This is a genomic window from Dorea chungnamensis (genome assembly GCF_039832125.1).
In the GTDB taxonomy this organism is placed as follows: Bacteria; Bacillota; Clostridia; order Lachnospirales; family Lachnospiraceae; genus JAFBIX01.
In genome coordinates this window covers 136,730-159,557 of record NZ_JBDOHT010000006.1, presented here as the reverse complement: position 1 = coordinate 159,557, position 22,828 = coordinate 136,730, and the positions used below count along the sequence as shown (strand labels likewise).

21 protein-coding genes are annotated in these 22,828 nt (G+C 41.9%); 5 read left to right on the top strand and 16 right to left on the bottom strand.

Annotated features, from left to right (window positions below):
* Positions 1–8: 8 nt before the first annotated feature.
* From ABE613_RS07365 to ABE613_RS07345, 5 genes are all read right to left on the bottom strand, one after another.
* On the bottom strand, positions 9–839 hold the full coding sequence (locus ABE613_RS07365) for an ATP-binding cassette domain-containing protein (protein ID WP_347376050.1): 831 nt from the start codon (positions 837–839) through the stop codon (positions 9–11).
* Positions 840–943: 104 nt separating this feature from the next.
* A complete protein-coding gene (locus ABE613_RS07360) occupies positions 944–3,196 on the bottom strand; it encodes a pyruvate formate lyase family protein (protein WP_235232088.1) in 2,253 nt (750 codons plus the stop codon).
* A 61-nt stretch (positions 3,197–3,257) separates the two neighbouring features.
* Complete coding sequence (gene glgX / locus ABE613_RS07355; protein ID WP_347376049.1) at positions 3,258–5,384, bottom strand: glycogen debranching protein GlgX; 2,127 nt, start codon at positions 5,382–5,384, stop codon at positions 3,258–3,260.
* A 16-nt stretch (positions 5,385–5,400) separates the two neighbouring features.
* Complete coding sequence (locus ABE613_RS07350; protein ID WP_347376048.1) at positions 5,401–6,024, bottom strand: response regulator; 624 nt, start codon at positions 6,022–6,024, stop codon at positions 5,401–5,403.
* On the bottom strand, positions 6,021–7,115 hold the full coding sequence (locus ABE613_RS07345; RefSeq protein WP_347376047.1) for a sensor histidine kinase: 1,095 nt from the start codon (positions 7,113–7,115) through the stop codon (positions 6,021–6,023). Before ABE613_RS07345 ends, ABE613_RS07350 begins: the two co-directional genes overlap by 4 nt.
* A gap of 124 nt (positions 7,116–7,239) precedes the next feature.
* Between ABE613_RS07345 and ABE613_RS07340 the strand changes: the two genes are divergently transcribed.
* Genes ABE613_RS07340 through ABE613_RS07330 form a run of 3 tightly spaced genes read left to right on the top strand, consistent with a single transcriptional unit; the run spans position 7,240 to position 10,463 of the window.
* Entirely contained in the window at positions 7,240–8,169 is a 930-nt protein-coding gene (locus ABE613_RS07340) for an ABC transporter ATP-binding protein (protein ID WP_235232084.1), read from the top strand.
* Between the two features lie 10 nt (positions 8,170–8,179).
* Entirely contained in the window at positions 8,180–9,322 is a 1,143-nt protein-coding gene (locus tag ABE613_RS07335; protein ID WP_347376046.1) for an ABC transporter permease, read from the top strand.
* Positions 9,309–10,463, top strand: a complete 1,155-nt coding sequence (locus ABE613_RS07330) for an ABC transporter permease (protein ID WP_347376045.1) — start codon at positions 9,309–9,311, stop codon at positions 10,461–10,463. The genes ABE613_RS07335 and ABE613_RS07330 overlap by 14 nt, the downstream gene beginning before the upstream one ends.
* A 21-nt stretch (positions 10,464–10,484) precedes the next feature.
* Here ABE613_RS07330 and dnaJ read toward each other — a convergent pair whose 3' ends face one another.
* From dnaJ to ABE613_RS07295, 7 genes are all read right to left on the bottom strand, one after another.
* Positions 10,485–11,672, bottom strand: coding sequence for a molecular chaperone DnaJ (gene dnaJ / locus ABE613_RS07325; RefSeq protein WP_235232081.1), 1,188 nt, complete (start codon positions 11,670–11,672; stop codon positions 10,485–10,487).
* A gap of 137 nt (positions 11,673–11,809) precedes the next feature.
* The gene (dnaK, locus tag ABE613_RS07320; RefSeq protein ID WP_347376044.1) at positions 11,810–13,705 is read right to left on the bottom strand and encodes a molecular chaperone DnaK; all 1,896 of its coding nucleotides are present in this window, start codon (positions 13,703–13,705) and stop codon (positions 11,810–11,812) included.
* A gap of 38 nt (positions 13,706–13,743) precedes the next feature.
* Positions 13,744–14,445 (bottom strand): nucleotide exchange factor GrpE, encoded by a 702-nt coding sequence (gene grpE, locus ABE613_RS07315; protein ID WP_331473038.1) that lies wholly within the window; start codon positions 14,443–14,445, stop codon positions 13,744–13,746.
* A 17-nt stretch (positions 14,446–14,462) separates the two neighbouring features.
* Positions 14,463–15,506 (bottom strand): heat-inducible transcriptional repressor HrcA, encoded by a 1,044-nt coding sequence (gene hrcA / locus ABE613_RS07310; protein WP_235232079.1) that lies wholly within the window; start codon positions 15,504–15,506, stop codon positions 14,463–14,465.
* Between the two features lie 127 nt (positions 15,507–15,633).
* Positions 15,634–15,915: a hypothetical protein gene (locus ABE613_RS07305; RefSeq protein WP_235232078.1), complete on the bottom strand. Its 282-nt coding sequence runs from the start codon at positions 15,913–15,915 to the stop codon at positions 15,634–15,636.
* Between the two features lie 72 nt (positions 15,916–15,987).
* Complete coding sequence (locus ABE613_RS07300; protein WP_235232077.1) at positions 15,988–16,281, bottom strand: hypothetical protein; 294 nt, start codon at positions 16,279–16,281, stop codon at positions 15,988–15,990.
* Positions 16,282–16,387: 106 nt separating this feature from the next.
* A complete protein-coding gene (locus ABE613_RS07295) occupies positions 16,388–17,047 on the bottom strand; it encodes a Crp/Fnr family transcriptional regulator (protein ID WP_347376043.1) in 660 nt (219 codons plus the stop codon).
* Positions 17,048–17,131: 84 nt separating this feature from the next.
* On the opposite strand from ABE613_RS07295, the gene ABE613_RS07290 reads away from it, so the two are divergent.
* Positions 17,132–17,896 carry an ATP-binding protein gene (locus tag ABE613_RS07290; protein ID WP_235232075.1) on the top strand — a complete coding sequence of 255 codons (765 nt, stop codon included), beginning with the start codon at positions 17,132–17,134 and terminating at the stop codon, positions 17,894–17,896.
* A 139-nt stretch (positions 17,897–18,035) separates the two neighbouring features.
* On the opposite strand, the gene ABE613_RS07285 is transcribed toward ABE613_RS07290, so the two are convergent.
* The 4 genes from ABE613_RS07285 to ABE613_RS07270 are packed head-to-tail and all read right to left on the bottom strand — an operon-like array spanning position 18,036 to position 21,261.
* On the bottom strand, positions 18,036–18,455 hold the full coding sequence (locus ABE613_RS07285; RefSeq protein ID WP_331473037.1) for a metal-sensing transcriptional repressor: 420 nt from the start codon (positions 18,453–18,455) through the stop codon (positions 18,036–18,038).
* Positions 18,456–18,461: 6 nt separating this feature from the next.
* Positions 18,462–19,778, bottom strand: coding sequence for a replication-associated recombination protein A (locus tag ABE613_RS07280; RefSeq protein ID WP_235232074.1), 1,317 nt, complete (start codon positions 19,776–19,778; stop codon positions 18,462–18,464).
* Positions 19,779–20,504 carry a tRNA threonylcarbamoyladenosine dehydratase gene (locus ABE613_RS07275; RefSeq protein ID WP_235232073.1) on the bottom strand — a complete coding sequence of 242 codons (726 nt, stop codon included), beginning with the start codon at positions 20,502–20,504 and terminating at the stop codon, positions 19,779–19,781. It lies immediately after the preceding gene.
* Positions 20,505–20,562: 58 nt separating this feature from the next.
* Entirely contained in the window at positions 20,563–21,261 is a 699-nt protein-coding gene (locus ABE613_RS07270; protein ID WP_268826434.1) for a polysaccharide deacetylase family protein, read from the bottom strand.
* A gap of 165 nt (positions 21,262–21,426) precedes the next feature.
* Here ABE613_RS07270 and ABE613_RS07265 point away from each other — a divergent pair, with 165 nt between their 5' ends.
* Entirely contained in the window at positions 21,427–22,809 is a 1,383-nt protein-coding gene (locus ABE613_RS07265) for an MATE family efflux transporter (RefSeq protein WP_235232071.1), read from the top strand.
* Positions 22,810–22,828 lie beyond the last annotated feature (19 nt).

Sequence of the window (22,828 nt, the reverse complement as noted above, 5' to 3'; positions counted from 1 at the left end):
ATCCCTCACTAATCTGTTGTAATTGCCCCTGTAATCATAGAAACAACCTCATCCATTGTCGTATCCTGCGTCTTCAATTCTTTAATTACCTTTCCTTGACGCATCACGCAGATTCTGTCCGATATATAGAATACCTGAGGCAGATTATGACTGATAATAATTACGGTAAATCCTTCTCCTGCAAGCTTTTTGATTAACTTTAGAACAGCATTGGATTCATTTAATCCCATCGCAGCCGTAGGTTCATCAAATATCAACAATTTACCCCCGTTATGTACCAGCCTTGCAACCGCTACTCCTTGTCTCTGTCCGCCACTTAGGTTCCCAACCGGAACTGTTACATCTGGAATCTGTATATCCAGACTATTTAATAACTTCTTGGCTTCTTCATTCATTTTCTTCTTTTTGAGAAACCCATATTTTGTCAATTCACTTCCCAAGAACAGATTAGATGCCACATCCATAGTATTTCCAAGTGCCAGGTCTTGATAGACCGTCGATACTCCCGCCTCGATTGCTTTTCTGGGTGTAAGAGCTTGATACTCTTTACCGTCTATTCGAACCAATCCACTGTCCGGATGCAAAACACCAGATAATATTTTGATCAACGTGGACTTTCCAGCGCCATTATCACCGACAATAGCCAGAACCTCCCCTTCATAAGCATTCATAGAAACACCTCGAAGGGCCTGAACATGTCCGAAACTCTTATATATCTCTTTTGTCTCTAGAAATGGTCTTTTTTTGTTGTCCATATTCTTTCCCCATTCATCTGTTTTAATTAAAATTCCAGTAGCAAAAAACGGTGCCATCAGCAAAATCATGTGGCCGATGTACACCGTCGCAAGACAGCTCCTATATGTGATATATTTTAGCACTATCAATTATGCAAGTAAAATTGATTATATGTATATATTAATAGGCATTATCTATAAATATCTGATTATCCACATTCCGTACGTTGTATTATTTCATCCTGTGTTTCTTTACGAAGCGTAACAAAATATGCACTAAATCCCGATACCCTTACAACTAAATTTTTATATTTGTCTGGATCCATTTGTGCATCCAGAAGAGTTTTCCTGGAAACCACACTGATCTGTACTTCCATTCCTCCATGATGAAAATAGGTACTGATCAGCTTTCTGACAGCATCTCTTCCCGTCTGCTGTTCCAGAAATGAAGGAATAAATTTGATATCCAGCACCATTCCATTGGATGAATCTCTCATATCAGTATAAGTTACAGACTTCATCAGTGCAGTAGGGCCCTCCTTGTCCATTCCCTGGACAGCTCCCATAGAATTAGAAAGTGATACGCCGCTCTTACGTCCATCTGCTGTCGCTCCGGTATTCATTCCCATAATGGCATGATCTTCTACAGAGTATAAGCCGAGACAATACCTCCCACCATGATAAGTTGTATACTCTGCAATATGATTCTTTATACCTACAATTATATCCGCAGCTGCCATATCTGGTTCTTTCAGATCATTTCCATATTTCGGGCAATGATTTAATGCTCTCTGTCTGATTTCTTCTGCTCCTTCATAATCATTTTCCAGAATCTTGGCAAATTCTTTTAATGTAAGTCTCTTTTCTTCATACACCAGTCTTTTTATGGCCATAAGTGAATCCACAGCTGTAGCGATTCCACAAAAATTCACACCGACGCTGTTATATCTGGCACCACCTTCTGATACATCTTTTCTTCTGTGGATACAATCCTCTGTCAAAACAGACAAATAAGGGAGGGGATACTTTTTTTCATATAATTCTTCACACCGTCGGATACTACGAATTCCCATATCTACAAAATGCTTAATTTCTTCCTGATACCACCTCCAAAAATCTTCATAACTTTCTATCTCATCCAGTTTTTTTCGGTTTTTTAGCGTAAAAACCTTCCCTGTCATTACATCTTTTCCTTCATGAAGCATCAGATTCATCACTTTCGGAAGATTCAGGCGCATCATCTCTGTTAATGCGTATTCTTCTCCCTGCATTGCAGGTTCCACACAGCCAAGGATACTGTAATTATAAGATTCTTCCGATAAAACCCCTCGATCTTCCATAGCTTTTCTGTAACACCCGTCATACATCAACGCAGGAAACCCCATGCCTTCCCGAATCAGTGAAAGTACAGCTTCCCAGGCTTCTTCCGGCATATCATCCGTCCATCGGTATGTCAATGAAGGCTGATCAAACTTTAGTTCTTTGGACGCCTTCAGGCAAAGATATGTCAAGGGATTTACTGAACATTTCCCTTCCGAATCACATCCACCGATGGTCAGATTCTGATATGCTTTTCTCTGAGAACTGCACTTTATAAAAAAAGCTTCTATATATTCTTCTGCCTGTTCATTGCTCAATCTTCCACTTTCTATGTCCCTTCGATAATATGGATATAAATAATAATCCAGCCGTCCAAAAGAGATTGCGGAAGGTACATTTTCACAATACATCATCTCATGCGCAAGCCACACAAGCTGTATTGCCTGTGCAAATGTTTCAGGAGGTTTTTGCTTGATTCTTGCCAGATTACTCTTCATCTCTGACAGCCTCACAGCCTCTTCTTTTGTAACCGCAGTTTCTGCCATTTCTCCGGCAAGCTCTTCATAACGTCCAATATAATCTATGCATGCCTCCAGCACAATCCGAAAAGCCATTAGCGTATCCGTTTCTTCCTTTGGCACATCTTTTTTTTCTTCTGATTCGACTTCATTCAACAGACCTGCAAAACCTTTCTTCAGAAGTATCGGATATCCTGCAAGTATGTGTCCGGAATGCCAGTGTTTGAACAGCCAAGCTTCAGAACCATCTGCAAATTCCATAAATTCTTTTTCTTCCGGCGAACCTGAATCTACATCAAATAATTCCTTATATTCTTTAACTTCTCTTCGAGTATCCATATGAAAAGAAGCCCGACCCGCTGGGTCAAACTTCTCACTGACTTTCATTGGAAAATTCACATTATATGTATACTGGTACAAAAAACCAGCCAGTACATCCTCTTTCTGAATTAAAATAGACTTATCTTTCAACGTCTGTGCAAATCCATACGCATACTGTACCTTGACAGACTCCCCCGGGTGATCCGTCATTGCCTGTCGATATGCTCTATCTCTGACTGGGATTTCTTCTTTACTAACATTTTTCTCACGATCATCTCTTAATAATTGAATTCGGTCTGTCACGTTTCCATCTCCTATCATAACTGAAAAATCTGTTCTATTATTACCTCACATTTTACCCGCTCTACACTTCTGATGCAAACAGGGTCATCACAGATCTTTCTCTCATCACTATCTCTGATTGTCCAATCACAACCGGCTCTTCATAAAATCCCTTCTTCTCATTCCCGGTATCTACTGCCATCTTCCACTCCATTCCTGCCGGCAGTGTTGGAAGCGTAACCTCCACCGGTTCCCAAAATGCGTTGATGATAACATATACGATATCATCCTGCCCTTTTTCCGAATCATATCCAGCATACATTGCAGCAATCACTTTCGTCTGGTCATTATAGTGATCTTCCCATGGATGTTCTCCGTGAAGACTGACTTCCGACAAGCCGCATCTGGCAGGTTTACATATTCCCAGTATACTTGGGTGGTTCTTACGAAAATGAATCATGTATTGAAAGAACTTCCAGATATCCTGATTCTTTTCTTTCAATTCCCAATCCAGCCAAGAAACTTCATTGTCCTGACAATAAGCATTGTTATTGCCAAACTGTGTGTTTCCAAATTCATCCCCAGCAAGAAACATGGGAACGCCTCTGCTGACCATCAATGTAGCACACGCATTCCAGATCATGCGCTTTCGAAGTTGCAAGACTTCTGAATCATCAGTCGGACCTTCCACACCACAGTTCCAGCTGCGATTATCGTTACTTCCATCCGTATTATTCCAGCCATTGGCTTCATTATGCTTCACATTATAAGAATAGAGATCATACAAAGTGAATCCATCATGACAGGTCATAAAGTTAACAGAAGCGTTCTTTCCGCGAACAGCCGGATCATAAAGATCCGGGGAACCAATCAATCGTTCCGCTGCTCCTTGGGCACTCCACAGACCGCCTTTTAAGAATTCCCGCATATCGTCCCGATATCTTCCATTCCATTCTGACCAGCGGTTAAATGCAGGAAAATTCCCTACCTGATACAATCCACCTGCATCCCAGGCTTCTGCGATCAGTTTCGTATCTCCTAACAATGGATCCTGTGCAAGAGCTCTTAAAAGCGGCGGTACTTCCATCGGAGAACCATCCTCATTTCTTCCAAGAATAGAAGCCAGGTCAAACCGGAACCCGTCAATCCGATAATCTGTCACCCAATAACGAAGGCAGTCAATGATCAGATTCTGCACAATGGGATGATTACAGTTCATGGTATTTCCACAACCGCTGAAATTATAATATTCCCCCTCTGGAGTCAGAAGATAATAGATATTATTGTCAAAGCCTTTAAACGAAATAAACTGCCCATCCTTATCTCCTTCTGCCGTATGATTGAACACTACATCCAGAATGACCTCTATCCCATTCTCATGCAAGGTCTTTACTAATTGTTTTAACTCTGTACCTTCCCGGTTGTATTCCACAGCAGAAGCATAACTGGTATTGGGCGCAAAAAAACTGACCGTATTATATCCCCAGTAATTTAACAGTTCTTTGCCGTCCACTGTGCGACATTCACTCAATTCATCAAATTCAAAAATCGGCATCAGTTCAATGGCATTAACGCCCAGATCCTTCAGATAAGGAATCTTCTCCTGAATTCCGGCAAAGGTTCCCGGGGCATTCACATCCTTTGCCATCTTCGTAAAACCACGCACATGCAGCTCATAGATAACCAGTTCTTCCATTGGTATCTTGGGGCATACCTCAGCTCCCCAGTAGAAATTATTACGCACTACTCTGGCGCGGTATCCGGCCGGACTGACCCGCTTTCCCCAGGTACTCTGCCCGGTAACAGCTTTGGCATAAGGGTCCAGAAGAACATGTTCCTTGTCAAAGAGCAATCCTTTCTTCGGATCGTAAGGACCATCCAGACGATACGCATACTCGAATTCTTCCACATTTAATCCAAAGACGATCATGGAATATACATTGCCGATCCGATAATTCTCTGGAAATGGTATGACAGCATAGGGTTCCTCTGCTTTCCGGTGATATAACAATAACTCACAGGCCGTCGCTCCCTGGGAATGTATCGTAAAATTCACACCCTCAGGAATCGGTGTTGCGCCGTCAAACATATAAAATCCCGGACATATCTGATATCCATTGACCTGCTCCAGTGGTTCCATATTCAAGATCTGTCCATTGACAGGAAGTATCGCTGTTAATTCACCGGAGAGATATTTTTCTTTTTCCATATCTTGTTCCTTTCTTTTATCTTTGCGTATTCAGATAATAGACCGCAAGCTGTGTCCGGTCTCTTAATCCCATTTTATCCAGAATGCTACTGATATAATTTCGCACAGTTCCTTCACTTAAGAACAGTTCCCCTGCGATTTCCCGATTGCTCAGTCCTTCTGCCACCAATGCAATGACCTGAAGTTCTTTTTCACTGATATCATGCGCTTTCCAGTCATAGGTCTTTTTCTCTTGCAGAAGCTCTGGAATTCTGGAGACAATCTCTGTTCCAAATACAGTCTGCCCGGCATACACCGCTTTGATAGCCGGCAGAATATTCTGATAATCCTGCTTCAAAAGATACCCCTTCACTCCATAAGTCAAGGCTTTCACAATATATTCATCATCAGAAAATGTAGTGAGCAGAAGAATCCTTGCCTGAGGATCTTCTTCTAATATCTGTCTGGATGCCTCCAGTCCGCTTACATTCTGCATACGGATATCCATCAAAAGTACATCTGGCCGGAATGTCCGATATAACACTATTGCATCCTTTCCATCCTGTCCAGTGCTGCACACCTGTATCTCGCTATCCATCTCTAAGATAGTTTTCAATGCTCCTGCCACCAACACATCATCATCTACAATTATGATCTTCACGCCGTCTCCTCCTTCTTGGGAATGGTAATATATATGCGAAATCCCTGCTTCACCGATATCTGCATCGTTCCCTGTAATGCTTTCGTTCGTTCTTCCATATTACGAAGTCCGATTCCCCTGTGAATCTCCGATCTTTCCACAACTTCCTTTTTCAAACAATCAGTTCCGTTATCTTCCACAATCAACTGATATAACCCAGGGTGTTCCCGTACTACGATCTGAACTTTTGTAGCATCGCTGTGTTTCATTACATTGTTCAATGCTTCCTTCACAATCGCAATAAAGCTGTATTTTACTTCTCTTGGTACATAATATCCCATATCATAGATCAATTGCACTGGACAAAATGTATATTCTTTAATCAGATTATCTAATACTTCTTTTAGATTCACTGCGTCATCATGAAGATCATGGACACTTTCACGTACATTTGTCATAGCAACATTTAACGTGTCTTCCAGATGGTCTAACGGTTCTTTCATATTCTCTTCTTTTGAAATTGCTTTCATTGCCCCTACCATCAAAATTGCCCGAGACAACATATGACCAACATGATCGTGAATCTCTCTTGCAATCCGATTGCGTTCCCGCAATGTAGCCGTATAGATCTCATAATCCTGTCGCTTCAGGAGATTCTGATTCTTCTCTTTCAGGAGAATATTCAGCTCTGCACTGTTATCCTGCGTCATCTTTAGCTTTTCTTCCAATGCTTCATAATTTTTTGCATATTCCTGCAAAATCCCCGCCATTCCATAGCCAATCCCCAGCACACACAGAATCTTGATCTGACCAGGGAAATATGTATACAATGCCAAGATGACCAATATTATGCCAAGAAAAAAATTAGATACCCTCAACACACCATACAAGATGACTGGAGTAAAAAACAGAAACTCTGGCCAGAAAAAGGAAGCAGCTATATACAATATCGTCAAAACTCCGTTCCATTTCTTTGAAAATAGATACTCATTGGCACAGGCGAAGATAACTGATATAAGAAACGCGCTGATATATGCCGTATTGACCGGAACCAGAAGAAGTATCACAAAGCAATATATGATTAACAAGGTCTGATCAACAATTCGTCTCATCCTTTTCTCCATTCATAATATGACATTTGTCACATGTCATTTCTGACACTTGACACTATCATTATAAACAAGTTTTTCTTATACTACAAGTATCCGAAAAACATTGAGAAATGGAGGCATTGCCATGATTCATATTGAAAATCTTGTAAAACGTTACGGGAATCTGGTAGCATTAGATCACTTAAATCTGGACATTGAAGAGGGCGAGATCTTCGGACTGTTAGGACCGAATGGCTCCGGTAAGACAACCGCAATCAACTGCATGCTTGCCCTACTGAAATACGACAAGGGAACTATCACGATTTTCGGAAAAGAGATGCAGCCGAACAGCTATGACATCAAGAAAAATATCGGTGTCGTCATGCAAAATGTAGCAGTCTTTGACCAGATGACTGTCCGTGAAAATATCGATTATTTTTGCGGGCTTTATGTCAAAGATAAATCCAAAAGGAAAGAACTGGTAGAAGAAGCCATCGAATTCGCAGGACTGGAAGATTTCCAGAAAATGCGCCCCAAAAAACTATCCGGCGGTCTTTTAAGAAGGCTGAATATCGCCTGCGGAATCGTCCACAAACCTCGGCTTATCATCATGGATGAGCCAACTGTCGCCGTAGATCCACAGAGCCGTAACAAGATTCTGGAAGGAATCCTCTCTCTGAATCGTCAGGGCTCCACCATCATTTATACTTCTCATTACATGGAAGAAGTGGAACAAATCTGCTCACGGATAGCAATTATCGACCACGGACGGGTTCTGGCAACCGGAACAACCGAAGAATTAAAGAAAATGATTAAGACAGGAGAGACGATTACCATAGAAGCGATTGCATTGGACGAAGAACTTCTGACGGATATCCGTACACTTCCACATGTATTTGATGTGATTTATGATAACCAGGTACTGAAAATCCGTTTAAGCGGCGCCAAGCACAATCTTGTACGTATATTAAATTACCTGCAAGAACGAGACATTTCTTTTGGGCGTGTTTTTTCCGAACTACCGACGCTGAATGACGTCTTCCTGGAAATCACCGGCAAAGAACTCAGAGATTAGGAGGTACTTTATGCTGCATTTGATCAAATATCGATTCAAACAGAATCTAAGAGATATAAGTTCTATGTTCTGGGCACTGGCTTTCCCGATTATTCTTGGAACCTTTTTCTATTTTGCTTTTGCATCTTCCGGTCTTGCATCTACAGGAGAAGCCGAGTGGGAACCTGTGAAAGTCGCAGTGATTGAAGAAGATTCCTCATCCGAGAATGCTTCTGTGTTCCTTTCTTTTTTAGAGCAACTGGATCCGGAAACACTGAATATCCAGGACATTTCATCAGAATCAGCTGCTCTCCATGCATTGAATGAAGGGGATATCACAGGGATCTTCTACGTACGCGAAACACCTGCACTGACGGTCAGCAAGAGCGGACTCAATGAAAGTATCCTGACTGCACTTCTGGATAATTATAACCAGAGCGCTGCCATGCTTCAGAAAATCACCTCCTCACATCCAGAACATCTAGAACACGCACTAGAAGTAATGAGTGACTACAAAGAGATGACAAAGGAGACCTCATTAGGCGGTAAATCTATGAACCCATCTGTCCAGTATTTCTTTGCTTTAATCGCCTATGCATGCCTGTCAGGCGCATTTCTGGGAATCCGGTCAAGCTTTGACTCCCAGGCAAACTTAAGTCCGCTCGGTATGCGCCGGAGTATCACACCCACCCATCGCCTGACATTAATATGCATTGATATGTTTGTACTGGTTGCCATCCACTTTATCAATATGCTGATTCTGAATCTCTATATCATAAAGGTTCTGGGAATCAGCCTGGGGGATAATCTGCCAGCACTTCTTTTGGTGAACCTGATGGGAAGTATCATTGGTGTATGTATTGGAATTACACTGGGATGTGTCAGCCGGCTATCCATAGACCTGAAATACGGGCTCACAGTCGCCATTACTTTATTCCCGGGATTCCTGGCAGGTCTGATGTTTGGAAATATGAAGAATATCATCGAACTTCACTGTCCAATCATAAACCGCATCAATCCGGCCGCTGTATTGAGTGATGCCTTCTATTGCATGGGAATCTACAACGATATGCAGCGTTTTACTCGCTGTATTCTCATACTTGCCGTTATGAGTATTCTGCTTTTGGCGGTTGCATTTTTCAGTGTCAGGAGGGAACGTTATGACAGTATTTAAAGGATTTCTAACCGTTGCAAAACAAAATATCGGCACACTCATCATGTATCTTGCCATCTTTCTGACCATCTGCCTGACCATTCAGAAAATAACCGGTGGAGACACTCAGACTACTTTTGAAGCAGAAAGACTGGACATAGCTGTCATTGACCATGACGGCAAAGCACTTGCCCAAGGACTTACCGAGTACCTGTCTCATTATCATAATATTAAGGAATTACCAGATGATAAAAGTATCCTGCAGGAAAGACTTTTTTACCGCGAAATCTATTATGTGGTTACCATACCGGATGATTTTGAAGAACTCTGTCTAAACGGTGACGAAAAACTTTCTGTCACAAAGGTTCCCGGAAGTAACAGCGGATATTATGTAGACCAACAGATCAATACATTTTTAAATGATGTGCGCATTCTGACATCCAGTGGATTTTCATTAACAGAGGCAATCAGCGAAGTCCAGGACAATGCTTCTATCGAATCAGACGTCTCTATGATAGATAAGAACGGACTTGGTGGACAGATGCCTGGTCATGCATTTATGTTCCAGTATATGCCATATATATTGATGAGCATCCTCTGCTATGCATTAAGCTTTATCATGATTGCTTTCAATAAACCCGATATCCGAAGACGAATGCTCTGTTCTGCTGTCTCCAGCAACAGTCAGAATCTTCAGCTGGTTCTTGGGTTTATGGTGATCGGCCTCGCTGTGTGGGCTATCTGTGCATTTCTTCCGGTTCTGGTATATCGTGATGCATTTCTTCAGGACGCACACCTGCCCTACTACCTGATCAACAGCCTGATCATGACTCTTGTCTCATTGACAATGGCGTTTCTTGTAGGAACACTGGTACACCGGGAAGAGACCGTAAACGCCGTTGTCAATGTATTGACATTGGGTATGTCCTTTCTCTGCGGTGTCTTCGTAAGTATGGACATCTTAAGCAAAGGGATTAAAACAGTGGCACATTTCCTTCCAGCATACTGGTATGAAATCAACAATAGTCTCCTCGCTTCCAATGGGCATCTGAGTCAAAGTCAGTTCCATTCACTTCTGACCGGTTATGGTATCCAGCTTCTCTTTGCGGCAGCCTTCCTCGTTGCCGCACTGGTAATTGGACGCCACAGACGGCAAATATAGAAAAAGGAAGCCCTTGATGACTTATTCATCAAAGGCTTCCTTAACTTTATCCATAAATCCTTTTTTCTTTTTGGTTCCTTTATGTTCCGAATGATCCTCTGCTACATGAAGTGAATTTCCTGACAGCTCATCGAACTTGCGGAGTGCTTCTTTGGCTTCAGCACTTAAGTGTTCTGGTGTCTGGATGACCAGCGTTACATAATGATCTCCACGAACCTGTGAATTCCGTACGGATGGAACACCCTTTCCTCTCAGGCGTACTTTGGTATCCGTTTTAGTTCCTGGCTTCACGTTATAGATGACTTCTCCATCCACTGTCTTAATTCGGATATCTGCTCCAAGCGCTGCCTGTGCAAATGAAATTGGAACAGTTGAAAAGATATGCATATCCTGGCGTTGGAAGATTGGATGTCTGGATACAACCACTTCTACCAACAGATCTCCTCTTGGTCCGCCATTTGTTCCAGGCTCACCCTTATCACGAATGCGAACACTCTGACCATTATCAATACCTGCCGGAATAGTAACAGATATCTTTTTCTTGCTGGAAATATATCCTGTTCCACCACAATCCGGACATTTTTCACGAATGATTTTTCCTGTTCCACCACAATCCGGACAAGTCTGCACATTCTGAACAGTTCCAAAGAAGGATTGCTGCGTATATACAACCTGACCCTTTCCGCCACATTTTGGACAAGTCTCTGGCGAAGTGCCCGCTTTTGCACCGGTACCGCCACATTTTGGACATGGATCTTTCAATACAACTTCTAATTCTTTCTCACATCCGAACACTGCCTCTTCAAACGTAATCCTTACGCTCTTACGGATATTCATACCCTTCATTGGGCCCTGGCTGGCACGGCCTCTGCGTCCGCCGCCCCCGAATAAATCGCCAAATATATCACCGAAAATATCGCTGAAATCTGCTCCATTAAAATCAAATCCACCAAAACCACCAGCTCCGCCGGCACCGCCTTCAAAAGCCGCATGGCCGAACTGGTCATACTGACGACGCTTTTCCGGATCACTCAGAATTGCATAAGCTTCCGAAGCTTCTTTAAACTTCTTTTCAGCCTCTGCATCACCGGGATTCATATCAGGATGATATTTCTTGGCAACCTGTCTGTATGCTTTTTTTAAAGTCGCTTCGTCCGCATCTCTGCTGACGCCAAGCACTTCATAGTAATCTCTCTTTGATTCTGCCATCGTCTATCCCTTTCTTCTCTAATCTTAAGATTTATTTCAAGACATAAGGAAGTTCCGCGAAGCTCAGCTCTGTCTGGTATTACTGAGTTCCGCGGAACAGCCTTCACACCAAGCTTACAAGAACCTCGCCAAGTGTATTAGACTTCTTTATAATCTCCATCTACAACATCGTCTCCCTGGAAACCGTCCGGTGCCGGACCTGCTCCTGGGTTCGGGCCTGGATTTGGACCTGCACCTGCGCCCGGATTCGGGCCTGCACCTGCCGCAGCTCCAGCCTGCTCATACATCTTTGTAAATACTTTCTGTGCACTTTCCATCAGTTTATCTTTTGCAGCTTTCATCTCTGCGACCTGTGCATCTGAAATATCATCCATATTTACTTTATCAAGGATTTCTTTTAATGCCTTGCAGTCAGCTTCTACTGCTGCTTTGTCTGCTGCATCAATCTTATCCCCAACTTCACCAAGTGCCTTCTCAGTCTGGAAAAGTAATGCATCTGCATCGTTCTTAGCATCGATTCCTTCTTTACGTTTCTTATCCTGAGCTTCGAATGCTGCTGCTTCTTTTACAGCTTTTTCAATATCTTCATCGGACATATTAGAGCCAGCAGTAATGGTAATATGCTGTTCTTTTCCTGTTCCAAGATCTTTCGCAGATACATTTACGATACCATTTGCATCAATATCGAATGTAACTTCAATCTGCGGTACTCCACGTGGAGCTGGTGCGATTCCATCCAGTCTGAACTGTCCGAGAGACTTGTTATCTCTTGCAAACTGTCTTTCACCCTGTACAACATTGATATCAACGGCTGTCTGATTGTCTGCTGCAGTAGAAAAGATCTGGCTCTTCTTGGTAGGAATTGTTGTATTTCTCTCGATCAGTCTTGTAGCAACACCACCCATAGTCTCAATAGACAGTGACAATGGAGTTACATCAAGAAGAAGGATATCTCCAGCTCCTGCATCTCCGGCAAGTTTACCACCCTGAACAGAAGCACCAAGTGCTACACATTCATCTGGGTTCAGAGATTTGCTTGGCTCTTTGCCAGTCAGACGTTTTACTTCTTCCTGTACAGCCGGGATACGTGTAGAACCACCAACCAATAATACCTGACCCAACTCAGATGCTGTGATTCCTGCATCTGAAAGTGCTCTCTGTACAGGCTCAGATGTCTTCAGTACGAGATCATGTGTCAATTCATCAAATTTTGCTCTTGTCAGATTCATATCAAAGTGCTTTGGACCTTCTGCTGTTGCTGTGATGAATGGAAGGTTAATATTCGTTGTTGTTGCAGAAGACAATTCTTTTTTAGCCTTCTCAGCAGCTTCTTTTAATCTCTGAAGTGCCATCTTATCTGTAGATAAATCAACACCTTCCTGTTTCTTGAATTCAGCAATCATATAATCTGTGATCTTCTGGTCGAAATCATCACCACCAAGTCTGTTATTACCAGCTGTAGACAATACTTCGATGACACCATCACCAATTTCGATGATTGATACATCAAATGTACCACCACCTAAGTCATATACCATGATCTTCTGTTCTTTTTCATTATCAAGACCATATGCCAGAGCTGCAGCTGTAGGCTCGTTGATGATACGTTTTACATCAAGACCTGCAATCTTACCAGCATCTTTTGTTGCCTGGCGCTGAGCATCGTTAAAATAAGCAGGAACTGTGATAACAGCTTCTGTTACCTTTTCTCCAAGATATCCTTCTGCGTCTGCTTTCAATTTCTGAAGAATCATAGCAGAAATCTCTTGTGGAGAATATTTCTTGTCATCAATTGTAACTCTGTAATCGCTGCCCATTTCTCTCTTAATAGAAGAGATTGTTCTCTCAGCATTTGTTACTGCCTGACGTTTTGCAGGTTCACCTACCAGACGCTCTCCTGTTTTTGAAAATGCTACAACAGATGGTGTTGTTCTTGCACCTTCTGTATTTGCGATGACCGTTGGCTGGCCACCTTCCATAACAGCTACACAACTGTTTGTTGTTCCTAAGTCAATACCTATAATTTTGCCCATTATAAAGACCTCCTAATTATTTTAAAATGAAGTTCAATTTAGTTTGCTACTTTTACCATACTGTGTCTCACTACAGAGTCACGGTACATATAACCTTTTTGGAATTCTTCGGCTACAATATTCTCACCAAAGTTTTCATCTTCCACATGCATCACTGCATTATGAAAATCAGGATTGAATTCCTGTCCTACCGCTTCGATAGGTTTGACCCCAACTCCTTCCAGTGTAGTCATCAACTGTTTATACACCATCTCCATTCCTTGGATAAAGGGATCGTTTTTTTCTTCTTCCTTGACACCATTAAGCCCTCGCTCAAAATTATCAACTACCGGAAGAATCTTATCTATGATATCTTTCGCTCCAATTTCATACATCTGGGATTTTTCCTTTTCTGTACGCTTGCGGAAGTTATCAAACTCAGCCATCTGACGAGTAAGTCTGTCTGTCAGTTCTTCGATCTTCTCGTCCTTTTTATCTTTTTTATTCTTCTTGCCAAATATCTTTTTTTCAGATTTGGATTCATCACTGTTCTTGGCTTCTGCTTCGTCAGCAATTTCATCTGATTCAGCATCTTCTTTTGTAGCAGCGTCCGCTTCTGATTCTACTTCATTATCTCTTTCGTCGCCAGTTTCTTCTGCAGCTTTTTCGTCGGCTTCTGTCTGCTCTGCAGCAGCTTTCTTTGCCTCCTCAACTGCTTCTTTTACCATCTCTTCCTGGCTCTTCTCCTGATTATTTTCCAAGGGTTATTCCACCTTTCTTATTCTTTTTTATGAAACATCCGATCCAGCTCATTCTGAAGCCGTTTCATAGATTTCAATACATGTTCATAATCCATTCTTTTTGGTCCGATAATACCTATGGTTCCCTTCATGCCATCTCCCAATTCATAAGTTGCGGTGACAACACTACAATCCTTCATAGTCTGTACCGGTGTCTCATCACCAATATATACCTGAATCCCTGTATTATCTTCTTTTGCCAGCGTCTGTGTCACTAGTTCAGTCAATTGCTGCTTTTCTTCAAAAGCACTGATAATTTCCTGAGCACTCTGATTATCACTCAATTCCGGGTACTTAAATATGTTCGTAGCACCACTTGTATAGATCTGCATATCTTCATCGATCTGAATGGCATCCGCTACTGCATCCAGAACATTTCCAATCACTGCACTGTGTATTCCAGCCTGCTCTTTCAGCCTTGCAATCAATCCAAGATTAATCTCTTCAATAGACATACCATTTAACGTTGTGTTAAGAAGCATATTCAACTTCAATAAATTTTCATTACTGAGTGGTTCATCTATATTAATAATCTTGTTCTTAATCACATTACCGCCAAGTACGATCACCGCAATGATCTGTTCCTCGTCTACCATAGACAACTGAATGAACTTAATTTTATTCGCGCTGTTCATTGGTGTAGAGACCATTGTTGCGTAATTCGTATTACTGGCAAGAACTTTCGCTGCCTGCTTCAGAAGCTGTTCCATCTTGTCTGCCTTATCCAGCATCTGCTCCTGCATCTCATTCAGTTCCTGTTCCTTCTCTTCCATCAACATATCAACATAAAGTCTATAGCCCTTATCCGAAGGAATTCGTCCAGCAGACGTATGTGGCTGTATAATGTAACCAAGCTCTTCCAGATCAGCCATCTCATTACGAATCGTTGCAGAACTCAGATTCAAATCCGTATATTTTGAAATCGTTCTGGAACCAACAGGCTCGCCGGTCTCAAGATAATTCTGAATGATTGCATGCAGAATTTTTAATTTACGATCACTAAGTCCATGATCCGCTATCATCTGCACTCCTCCTTTCGGATTTCCCTGTTAGCACTCGAATTTAAGGAGTGCTAACATCTTCGACTATTAATGTATCACTATGGTTTTCATTTGTCAACATAGTTTACATATTTTTTATAAAATGAATTTAGATGAGAATGGTTATGATTGGAATGTGGACGGCGAGAAGATGGATGGAATGGCTGGCATTACGGAGTCCTTCGCTAAGAATCCATAACAGGAAAAGAAGCAGATATTTGGCGACCAGGCTGATTCGCCCCGAAATCTTGATGATTTCGAGGCTCAGCAGCCTTCTCAGATTTGGCTGGAAACCAAATCTTCGCACAAAATATCTGCTTCTTTTCCTATAACGGCTTCTAGTGCTTGTCCAACGAATGCCAGCCATTCCATCCATCTTCTCGCCTGACATTCCAAACCACTAATCTTCCTCATCAGGGAGATTCTGCGCATGATGAAAAGTAGAAAAGTATTATCAAAAATCCTAACTAAGCTCGATTTTTTCTGCTTCTTCCGGCTTAAACTCATTTTCAAGGTCATAGATATTATGTCCGGTAGATTCACCCAATACTCTTCCTTCTAATGAGTAGCAACGGATAAATCTCTTTGGATCGATACTGGACCAGTGTTCTACATCCCAGCTCATATAACCATCTGCGTCAGATTTCTTTTCTTTCAGATATAAATCTACCTGACGTCCATCCTTCATGATCTGGATCAATCCTTTTGTTCCATCCACTTCTAATTCTTCCTTTTTTACTGAATCGTAAACTTTCATGATATTCCCTCCTAAAAAAGTAAATTAGGAATCTTCCAGTGAAGCATTCCCCAATTCGTTCTATAACTGATTATACATTTTAAATAATAAAAACTCAATGTTTTTTCTACTTTAGCCAAAACTCACTTCTGCACATATCAAGAATACCTTCTTTTTTTAGTTTCCCCAGTTCCGTTGACATCGCACTCCGCTCCACACAAAGATAATCTGCCAGTTCCTGTCGATTAAATGGAATGGTAAAATGCCTGCTTCCTGCTCTTTTTGATTGTTCGGACAGATAAGATAATAATTTATCTCTAGTAGTTCGTTTTGAAATATGGCGGATCTTTTCTCCCAGCATCACGTTTTTTCTCGCAAATATTTGTACCATATTTATAAAGAACTTCTGCTGTAATAGAGAGCTCTCAGCAGACAATTCAAATAGTCTCTTCACAGGAACCTGTAAAACGGTACAATCCGTCACTGTCACAACGCTGACTGGACTTTTTTTGATTCCTGCACAAGAAAATGCTGCCCCAAATAGTTCTCCTTGACTAAGTTGTTCCAATATTGAACGATTGCCAAATACATCTTCACATATTATCTGTACACATCCCTCTAGAATTACCCCAAGATTCTCTACCGGCTCCTCCTCTCCCAGTATCATTTCATTTTTCTGATATACTTTCATCTTACTTTCTAAAACAGGCATTATCTTCTCTATCTCTTCCTTCTCAATTCCCATAAATAACGGAGATTTTTTTAAAATATCAATATCTATTTTCATAAGCTCCTCCAATCGTTGGAAAAACAACATATTTTATTTTATAATTGTAGTAAATTAGGTACAACAAATCAAGGAGGTACTTATATGATAAGAACAATGGTTCATATAGACGAAGAAAAATGTAATGGATGTGGAGCCTGTGCTGCCGCCTGCCATGAGGGCGCCATTGCTATGATAGACGGGAAAGCAAAGCTGATCCGTGATGACTATTGCGATGGTCTCGGCAATTGTCTTCCGGTATGCCCGACCAATGCAATCACTTTGGAAGAACGAGAGGCCGCAGCATACGATGAAGAAGCAGTACAAAAGCATCTGAATATCAAGAAAATGATTGCAGAAATGAAGGAACAAAAAGGGCAAAAGCCAACAGAATTCGCAGGATGCCCCGGTCAAAAGGTACAAAATATCCGTAACCGCCAGAGCGAACCATCCGCATCCGATTCCAGTGCATCCACCTCTGATAATACAGCCTGCACTCCTTCGCCAAGCCAGCTTGGTCAGTGGCCTGTCCAGATCAAACTGGTTCCGGTCAATGCACCTTATTTTGAAAATGCAGACCTATTAATTGCAGCAGACTGTACCGCATATGCCTATGGGGATTTTCATAATCGCTTCATCAAAAACCGCATCACCTTAATAGGCTGTCCCAAATTAGACGAAGGCGATTATACAGAGAAATTAACAGCGATCATAAAAAACAATTCCATCAAAAGCCTTACTATCGTCCGTATGGAAGTCCCCTGCTGCGGCGGAATTGAACGGGCAGCAACCGAAGCACTGAAATCAAGCGGAAAATTCATCCCCTGGCAAGTCGTGACCATTGGGATTGATGGGAATCTGGTTGAGTAGGTTTTGTGATTGGGAATGTCAGGCGCAGGGATAGATTGATTCTATCCCTGCGCCTGACATTCCCAATCGCCAAACTTTTCCAACCAAGAAGGATTCCTCCGCACCGTCATCAACCGTTTTCGCCAACTACAAAACGACTCTACTTCATAAATTTATCGATTGCCTGATTCAGGCGTTCAATGGCTTCCATATCATTTTCTTCTACCGCTTCTACAATACAGTGGTTCAAGTGGTTTTTCAGTACTACTTTTCCGGTATTATTGATGGCAGAACGTACTGCTGCCAATTGGATCAGAACATCACTGCAGTCTGCATCCTTTTCAACCATGCGCTTGACTGCTTCCAGATGTCCAATGGCTTTTGACAGACGGTTTATTACTGCTTTTTTCTCTTCCGGGCTATGAACATGACCATGTTCGTGCATATGGTCATGCATATGCTCATGGCTATGACTATGTTCATGGCAATGTTCTATTCCATGCTCATGAAGATATGCATGGTCTATCTCTTCCCTGCTGGAAATCAAACTCTGGGAATCTGTATATTCATCTTGTATCATTATTTCTCATTCCTTTCGAAGGTACTTCATCCAGTCTTTAATCTCTTTTTCATGTCCATTATCGCTTGGCTCATAGAATTTTGCATCCTGAATCTCATCTGGAAGATATTGCTGCTTTACATAATGATCCGGATAATCATGTGCATATTTATATCCGATTCCATGTCCAAGGTTTTGAGAGCCTTTATAGTGAGCATCCTGCAAATGCGGCGGAACCGTTGTCTTGTGGGATTTTACATTCTCCATTGCACTGAAGATGGCATTGCAGGCAGAATTACTTTTCGGTGCCGTTGCCACATACAACACTGCCTGAGACAGAATAATCTGGGCCTCCGGCATTCCAACCCGTTCCACAGCCTGGGCTGCAGATACTGCCACAGTGAGCGCCATAGGATCTGCATTTCCCACATCTTCCGAAGCGCAGATCATAATCCTTCTTGCAATAAATTTAATATCTTCTCCTGCATACAGCATTTTGGCCAGATAATACACCGCGGCATCCGGATCAGATCCCCGCATACTTTTAATAAATGCGGAAATCGTATCGTAATGATTATCTCCCGTCTTATCATAACGTACCACACGCTTCTGGATACATTCCGAAGCCACATCCAGTGTAAGATGGATCTTTCCGTCGCCATTTCTCTCCGTCGTCAAGATTCCCAACTCCACTGCATTCAGTGCGTTTCTTGCGTCTCCCCCGGAGACATCTGCCAGGAATTCCAAAGCATCCTCCTCAATTACCGCCTCGTAGCTTCCCATTCCTTTTTCTACATCATAGACTGCCCGGCGCAGTAATGTCTTAATATCTTCTTTCTCCAGCGGATATAACTCAAAGATACTTGACCTGGAAATCAACGCTCCATTTACCTCAAAATATGGATTCTCTGTCGTTGCTCCAATGAGAATAATCGTTCCGTCTTCCACAAACGGAAGTAGATAATCCTGCTGCCCTTTGTTAAAACGATGAATCTCATCTACAAACAGAATCGTCTTTCTCTGATACATGCCCAGCATCTCTTTTGCTTTAAGTACAACTTCTTCCATATCTTTTTTTCCGGCTACTGTGGCATTGATCTGGGTAAATTCTGCACTGGTCGTATGTGCAATCACCTTTGCAAGTGTTGTCTTGCCGGTTCCCGGAGGACCATAAAATATAATGGAACTTAACTTATCTGCCTTAATCGCACGATATAAAAGCTTCCCTTTTCCGATAATATGCTGTTGTCCCACTACTTCTTCCAAAGTTGTGGGACGCATTCTGGAAGCAAGCGGTGCTTCCTTATCCATATTTTTTTCTCTGACATAATCAAATAAATCCATCTATTCCACCTCTTCCATCAGCTCTCGGATCACTTCACCGGCAAGCAGAAGTCCTGCGATTGGAGGAACAAATGACACACTTCCCGGCAATGACCTTCTGCTTCCTTTCTCTTCGTCCGTCGTTCTTTGTGACACATCTATCGGCTTCTCCCTGGAATACACGACTTTCAGATGATAAATCCCTCTGGCACGCAATTCTTTACGCATTACTTTGCATAATGGACAGACACTGGTCTTGCTGATATCCGTAATCTCAAACAGCTCCCCATGGAGTTTATTTCCTGTTCCCATACTGCTGATAATCGGAATATCCAATTCCAGAGCTTTTTCAACCAGAGCGATCTTAGCTGTGACCGTATCAATCGCATCAATAATATAATCTGGTCTCTGTTCAAAGATCTGCTCCATATTCTCAGGCAATACGAACATTTCATAAGTAATCACTTCCGTCTGTGGACAGATATCTGCAATCCTCTCTTTCATCACACGGGTTTTATATCGTCCGACTGTGCTGTGATATGCAATGGACTGTCGGTTAATATTGGTCAGAGACACCGTATCATTGTCCACCAGGATCAGCTTTCCCACACCGCTTCTTGCAAGCGCCTCGATACAATGGGATCCGACCCCGCCGACGCCGAGTATCATCACCGTTGCATGTCTTAATCTCTGTAATCCTTCTTCTCCTATTAATAATTCCGTTCTGGAAAATTCATGAACCGCCATATTCTTCTTCCTGTTCCGTCTGTTTTTTATATTCTTATTCTTTGGTCTGACAGATCTTTTAATTCATAATTAATTGATCCACTGTTACAAATTCAAATCCTTTTTTCTGCAGGATATCAATGATTCGAAGTGCAGCATCCACACTGGAATCATAACAATCATGTAACAAAATAATATCATTTTCTTCTGCTTCCGTCACTACTTTATTTACTATTTCATCTACGTTTTCCGTCGTCCAGTCCAGAGGATCTATGGTCCACATGACCGGAAGAACCTCGATCTCCATCTCCAGATTACGTTGCCACAGGCCAAACGGCGGCCGCATATATTCCACTGATTTTCCAGTAATTGATGTGATTACTTTATTTGTATCCAGAATTTCCTTTTTTGCTTCTTCATCAGAAACCTTTGTAATCTCTACATGATGATACGTATGATTCCCAATCAGATGCCCCTCTTCATCCAGTCGTTTCACCAGTTCAGGATTCTCTTTGGCATTCTCTCCGATCAGGAAAAATGTAGCCTTTACATTTCTCTCCTTTAATCCGTCTAGCAATCTTCCCGTACATTGACTGCTTGGGCCATCGTCAAATGTAATCGCTATCTTCGGCGGCTCTTCTACCATAGAGGAACTAACAAAGGCAATTGCATCATCCACTTTATTCGTTTCTTCTTCCTCTTCATCTTTCTGATTCTGATATACAGATATTCCCAATACCTGAAGCAGGCACAAGGTATAGAACAATCCACACAACATCTTTATCTTATTACATCCGGTTTTCTTCACCAAACCTTCCCCCGTTTATCTATTCTTTCTTTATTTATATGTTTCAGCAGAAACTGGTATGTAATTCATTGCATTCTATATATGTTAATGCTATGCTATAAGCACTACGTTTCAGGTCTACAAGGAGGTTCTATAATGTCAGACACTAAGACAAAAGATACTCCCGTACAGGAGAACAAGATGGGAACCATGGCGGTTCCAAAATTATTAATCAACATGTCGCTGCCCATGATGATCTCTATGCTGGTGCAGGCACTTTATAATGTAATTGACAGTATGTTCGTAGCGCAGTTAAATGAAGAGGCTCTGACTGCTGTATCTCTCGCTTTCCCAATCCAGTCTCTGATGATTGCTGTTGCATCTGGAACTGGTGTGGGAATCAATGCCCTTCTTTCCAGAAATCTCGGCGAAAAGAATTATACTGGGGCTAATAATGCCGCCAAAAACGGACTTTTCCTTGGTATCGTAAGTTGTATCATCTTTGCCATGCTTGGCGGAATTGGCTCACACTTTTTCTTCACAATTCAGACAGATAACCCAAAGATCATTACCTATGGTACACAATACCTGACCATTATTACGTTATGTTCCGCCGGCATTTTCCTTCAGATTACTTCAGAGCGGCTATTGCAGTCTACCGGGAAGACCATTTACAATATGATGACCCAGGGCACTGGAGCTATTATCAATATCATTTTGGATCCAATTCTGATCTTCGGCTGGTTTGGATTCCCAAGATTAGAAGTTGCAGGTGCTGCCATTGCTACAATTATCGGACAGATTACAGCTGTATTCATGTCTTTTTACTTTAATATCAGAAAAAATAAGGAAATTAATATAAGCCTGAAAGGATTTCGTCCGCATCTACAGACCATTAAGACCATCTACGAAGTCGGAATCCCTTCTATTATCATGCAGGCAATCGGTTCTGTCATGACTTTTGGCATGAATAAAATCCTTTTGATCTTCTCTTCAACAGCAGCTGCTGTATTCGGTGTATATTTTAAATTACAAAGTTTTATTTTCATGCCTGTCTTTGGTCTGAATAACGGCATGATTCCGATCATTGCCTATAATTATGGTGCCAGAAATAAGAAAAGAATCATTCGGACAATTCAACTCAGTGTTCTGATTGCCATATCCATTATGCTGATTGGACTCATAATCTTCCAGACACTTCCTGATTTTCTGCTTAGGAATCTGTTTGATGCCTCAGAAAATATGCTGGCAATCGGTGTACCGGCGCTTCGGATTATCAGCCTCAGCTTCCTGTTTGCCGGATATTGTATCATTGCAGGTTCCGTATTCCAGGCACTGGGAAATGGAATCTATAGTTTGATCGTATCTGCGGCCAGACAACTTTTTGTGATTCTTCCGGTCGCTTATACATTTGCAAGATTATTCGGGCTTTCTGCAATATGGTGGGCGATTCCGATTGCAGAGATTGTCTCCGTCATTCTGTCTACAATCCTGCTTCGCCATATCTATCTTCAGAAAATCAAACCTTTAGATGAATAGACACCAAACGGGACGATAT

What these genes read in the sequence shown, in the direction of transcription:
- ABE613_RS07280 (WP_235232074.1), bottom strand. Translation starts at nt 19,778, where the DNA reads ATGGATTTATTTGATTATGTCAGAGAAAAAAATATGGATAAGGAAGCA.
- ABE613_RS07345 (WP_347376047.1), bottom strand. Translation starts at nt 7,115, where the DNA reads ATGAGACGAATTGTTGATCAGACCTTGTTAATCATATATTGCTTTGTG.
- ABE613_RS07340 (WP_235232084.1), top strand. Translation starts at nt 7,240, where the DNA reads ATGATTCATATTGAAAATCTTGTAAAACGTTACGGGAATCTGGTAGCA.
- ABE613_RS07285 (WP_331473037.1), bottom strand. Translation starts at nt 18,455, where the DNA reads ATGATACAAGATGAATATACAGATTCCCAGAGTTTGATTTCCAGCAGG.
- hrcA (WP_235232079.1), bottom strand. Translation starts at nt 15,506, where the DNA reads ATGATAGCGGATCATGGACTTAGTGATCGTAAATTAAAAATTCTGCAT.
- ABE613_RS07295 (WP_347376043.1), bottom strand. Translation starts at nt 17,047, where the DNA reads ATGAAAATAGATATTGATATTTTAAAAAAATCTCCGTTATTTATGGGA.
- ABE613_RS07335 (WP_347376046.1), top strand. Translation starts at nt 8,180, where the DNA reads ATGCTGCATTTGATCAAATATCGATTCAAACAGAATCTAAGAGATATA.
- ABE613_RS07275 (WP_235232073.1), bottom strand. Translation starts at nt 20,504, where the DNA reads ATGGCGGTTCATGAATTTTCCAGAACGGAATTATTAATAGGAGAAGAA.
- ABE613_RS07305 (WP_235232078.1), bottom strand. Translation starts at nt 15,915, where the DNA reads ATGTCAGGCGAGAAGATGGATGGAATGGCTGGCATTCGTTGGACAAGC.
- ABE613_RS07265 (WP_235232071.1), top strand. Translation starts at nt 21,427, where the DNA reads ATGTCAGACACTAAGACAAAAGATACTCCCGTACAGGAGAACAAGATG.
- dnaK (WP_347376044.1), bottom strand. Translation starts at nt 13,705, where the DNA reads ATGGGCAAAATTATAGGTATTGACTTAGGAACAACAAACAGTTGTGTA.
- ABE613_RS07290 (WP_235232075.1), top strand. Translation starts at nt 17,132, where the DNA reads ATGATAAGAACAATGGTTCATATAGACGAAGAAAAATGTAATGGATGT.
- ABE613_RS07300 (WP_235232077.1), bottom strand. Translation starts at nt 16,281, where the DNA reads ATGAAAGTTTACGATTCAGTAAAAAAGGAAGAATTAGAAGTGGATGGA.
- glgX (WP_347376049.1), bottom strand. Translation starts at nt 5,384, where the DNA reads ATGGAAAAAGAAAAATATCTCTCCGGTGAATTAACAGCGATACTTCCT.
- ABE613_RS07270 (WP_268826434.1), bottom strand. Translation starts at nt 21,261, where the DNA reads ATGTTGTGTGGATTGTTCTATACCTTGTGCCTGCTTCAGGTATTGGGA.
- dnaJ (WP_235232081.1), bottom strand. Translation starts at nt 11,672, where the DNA reads ATGGCAGAATCAAAGAGAGATTACTATGAAGTGCTTGGCGTCAGCAGA.
- ABE613_RS07330 (WP_347376045.1), top strand. Translation starts at nt 9,309, where the DNA reads ATGACAGTATTTAAAGGATTTCTAACCGTTGCAAAACAAAATATCGGC.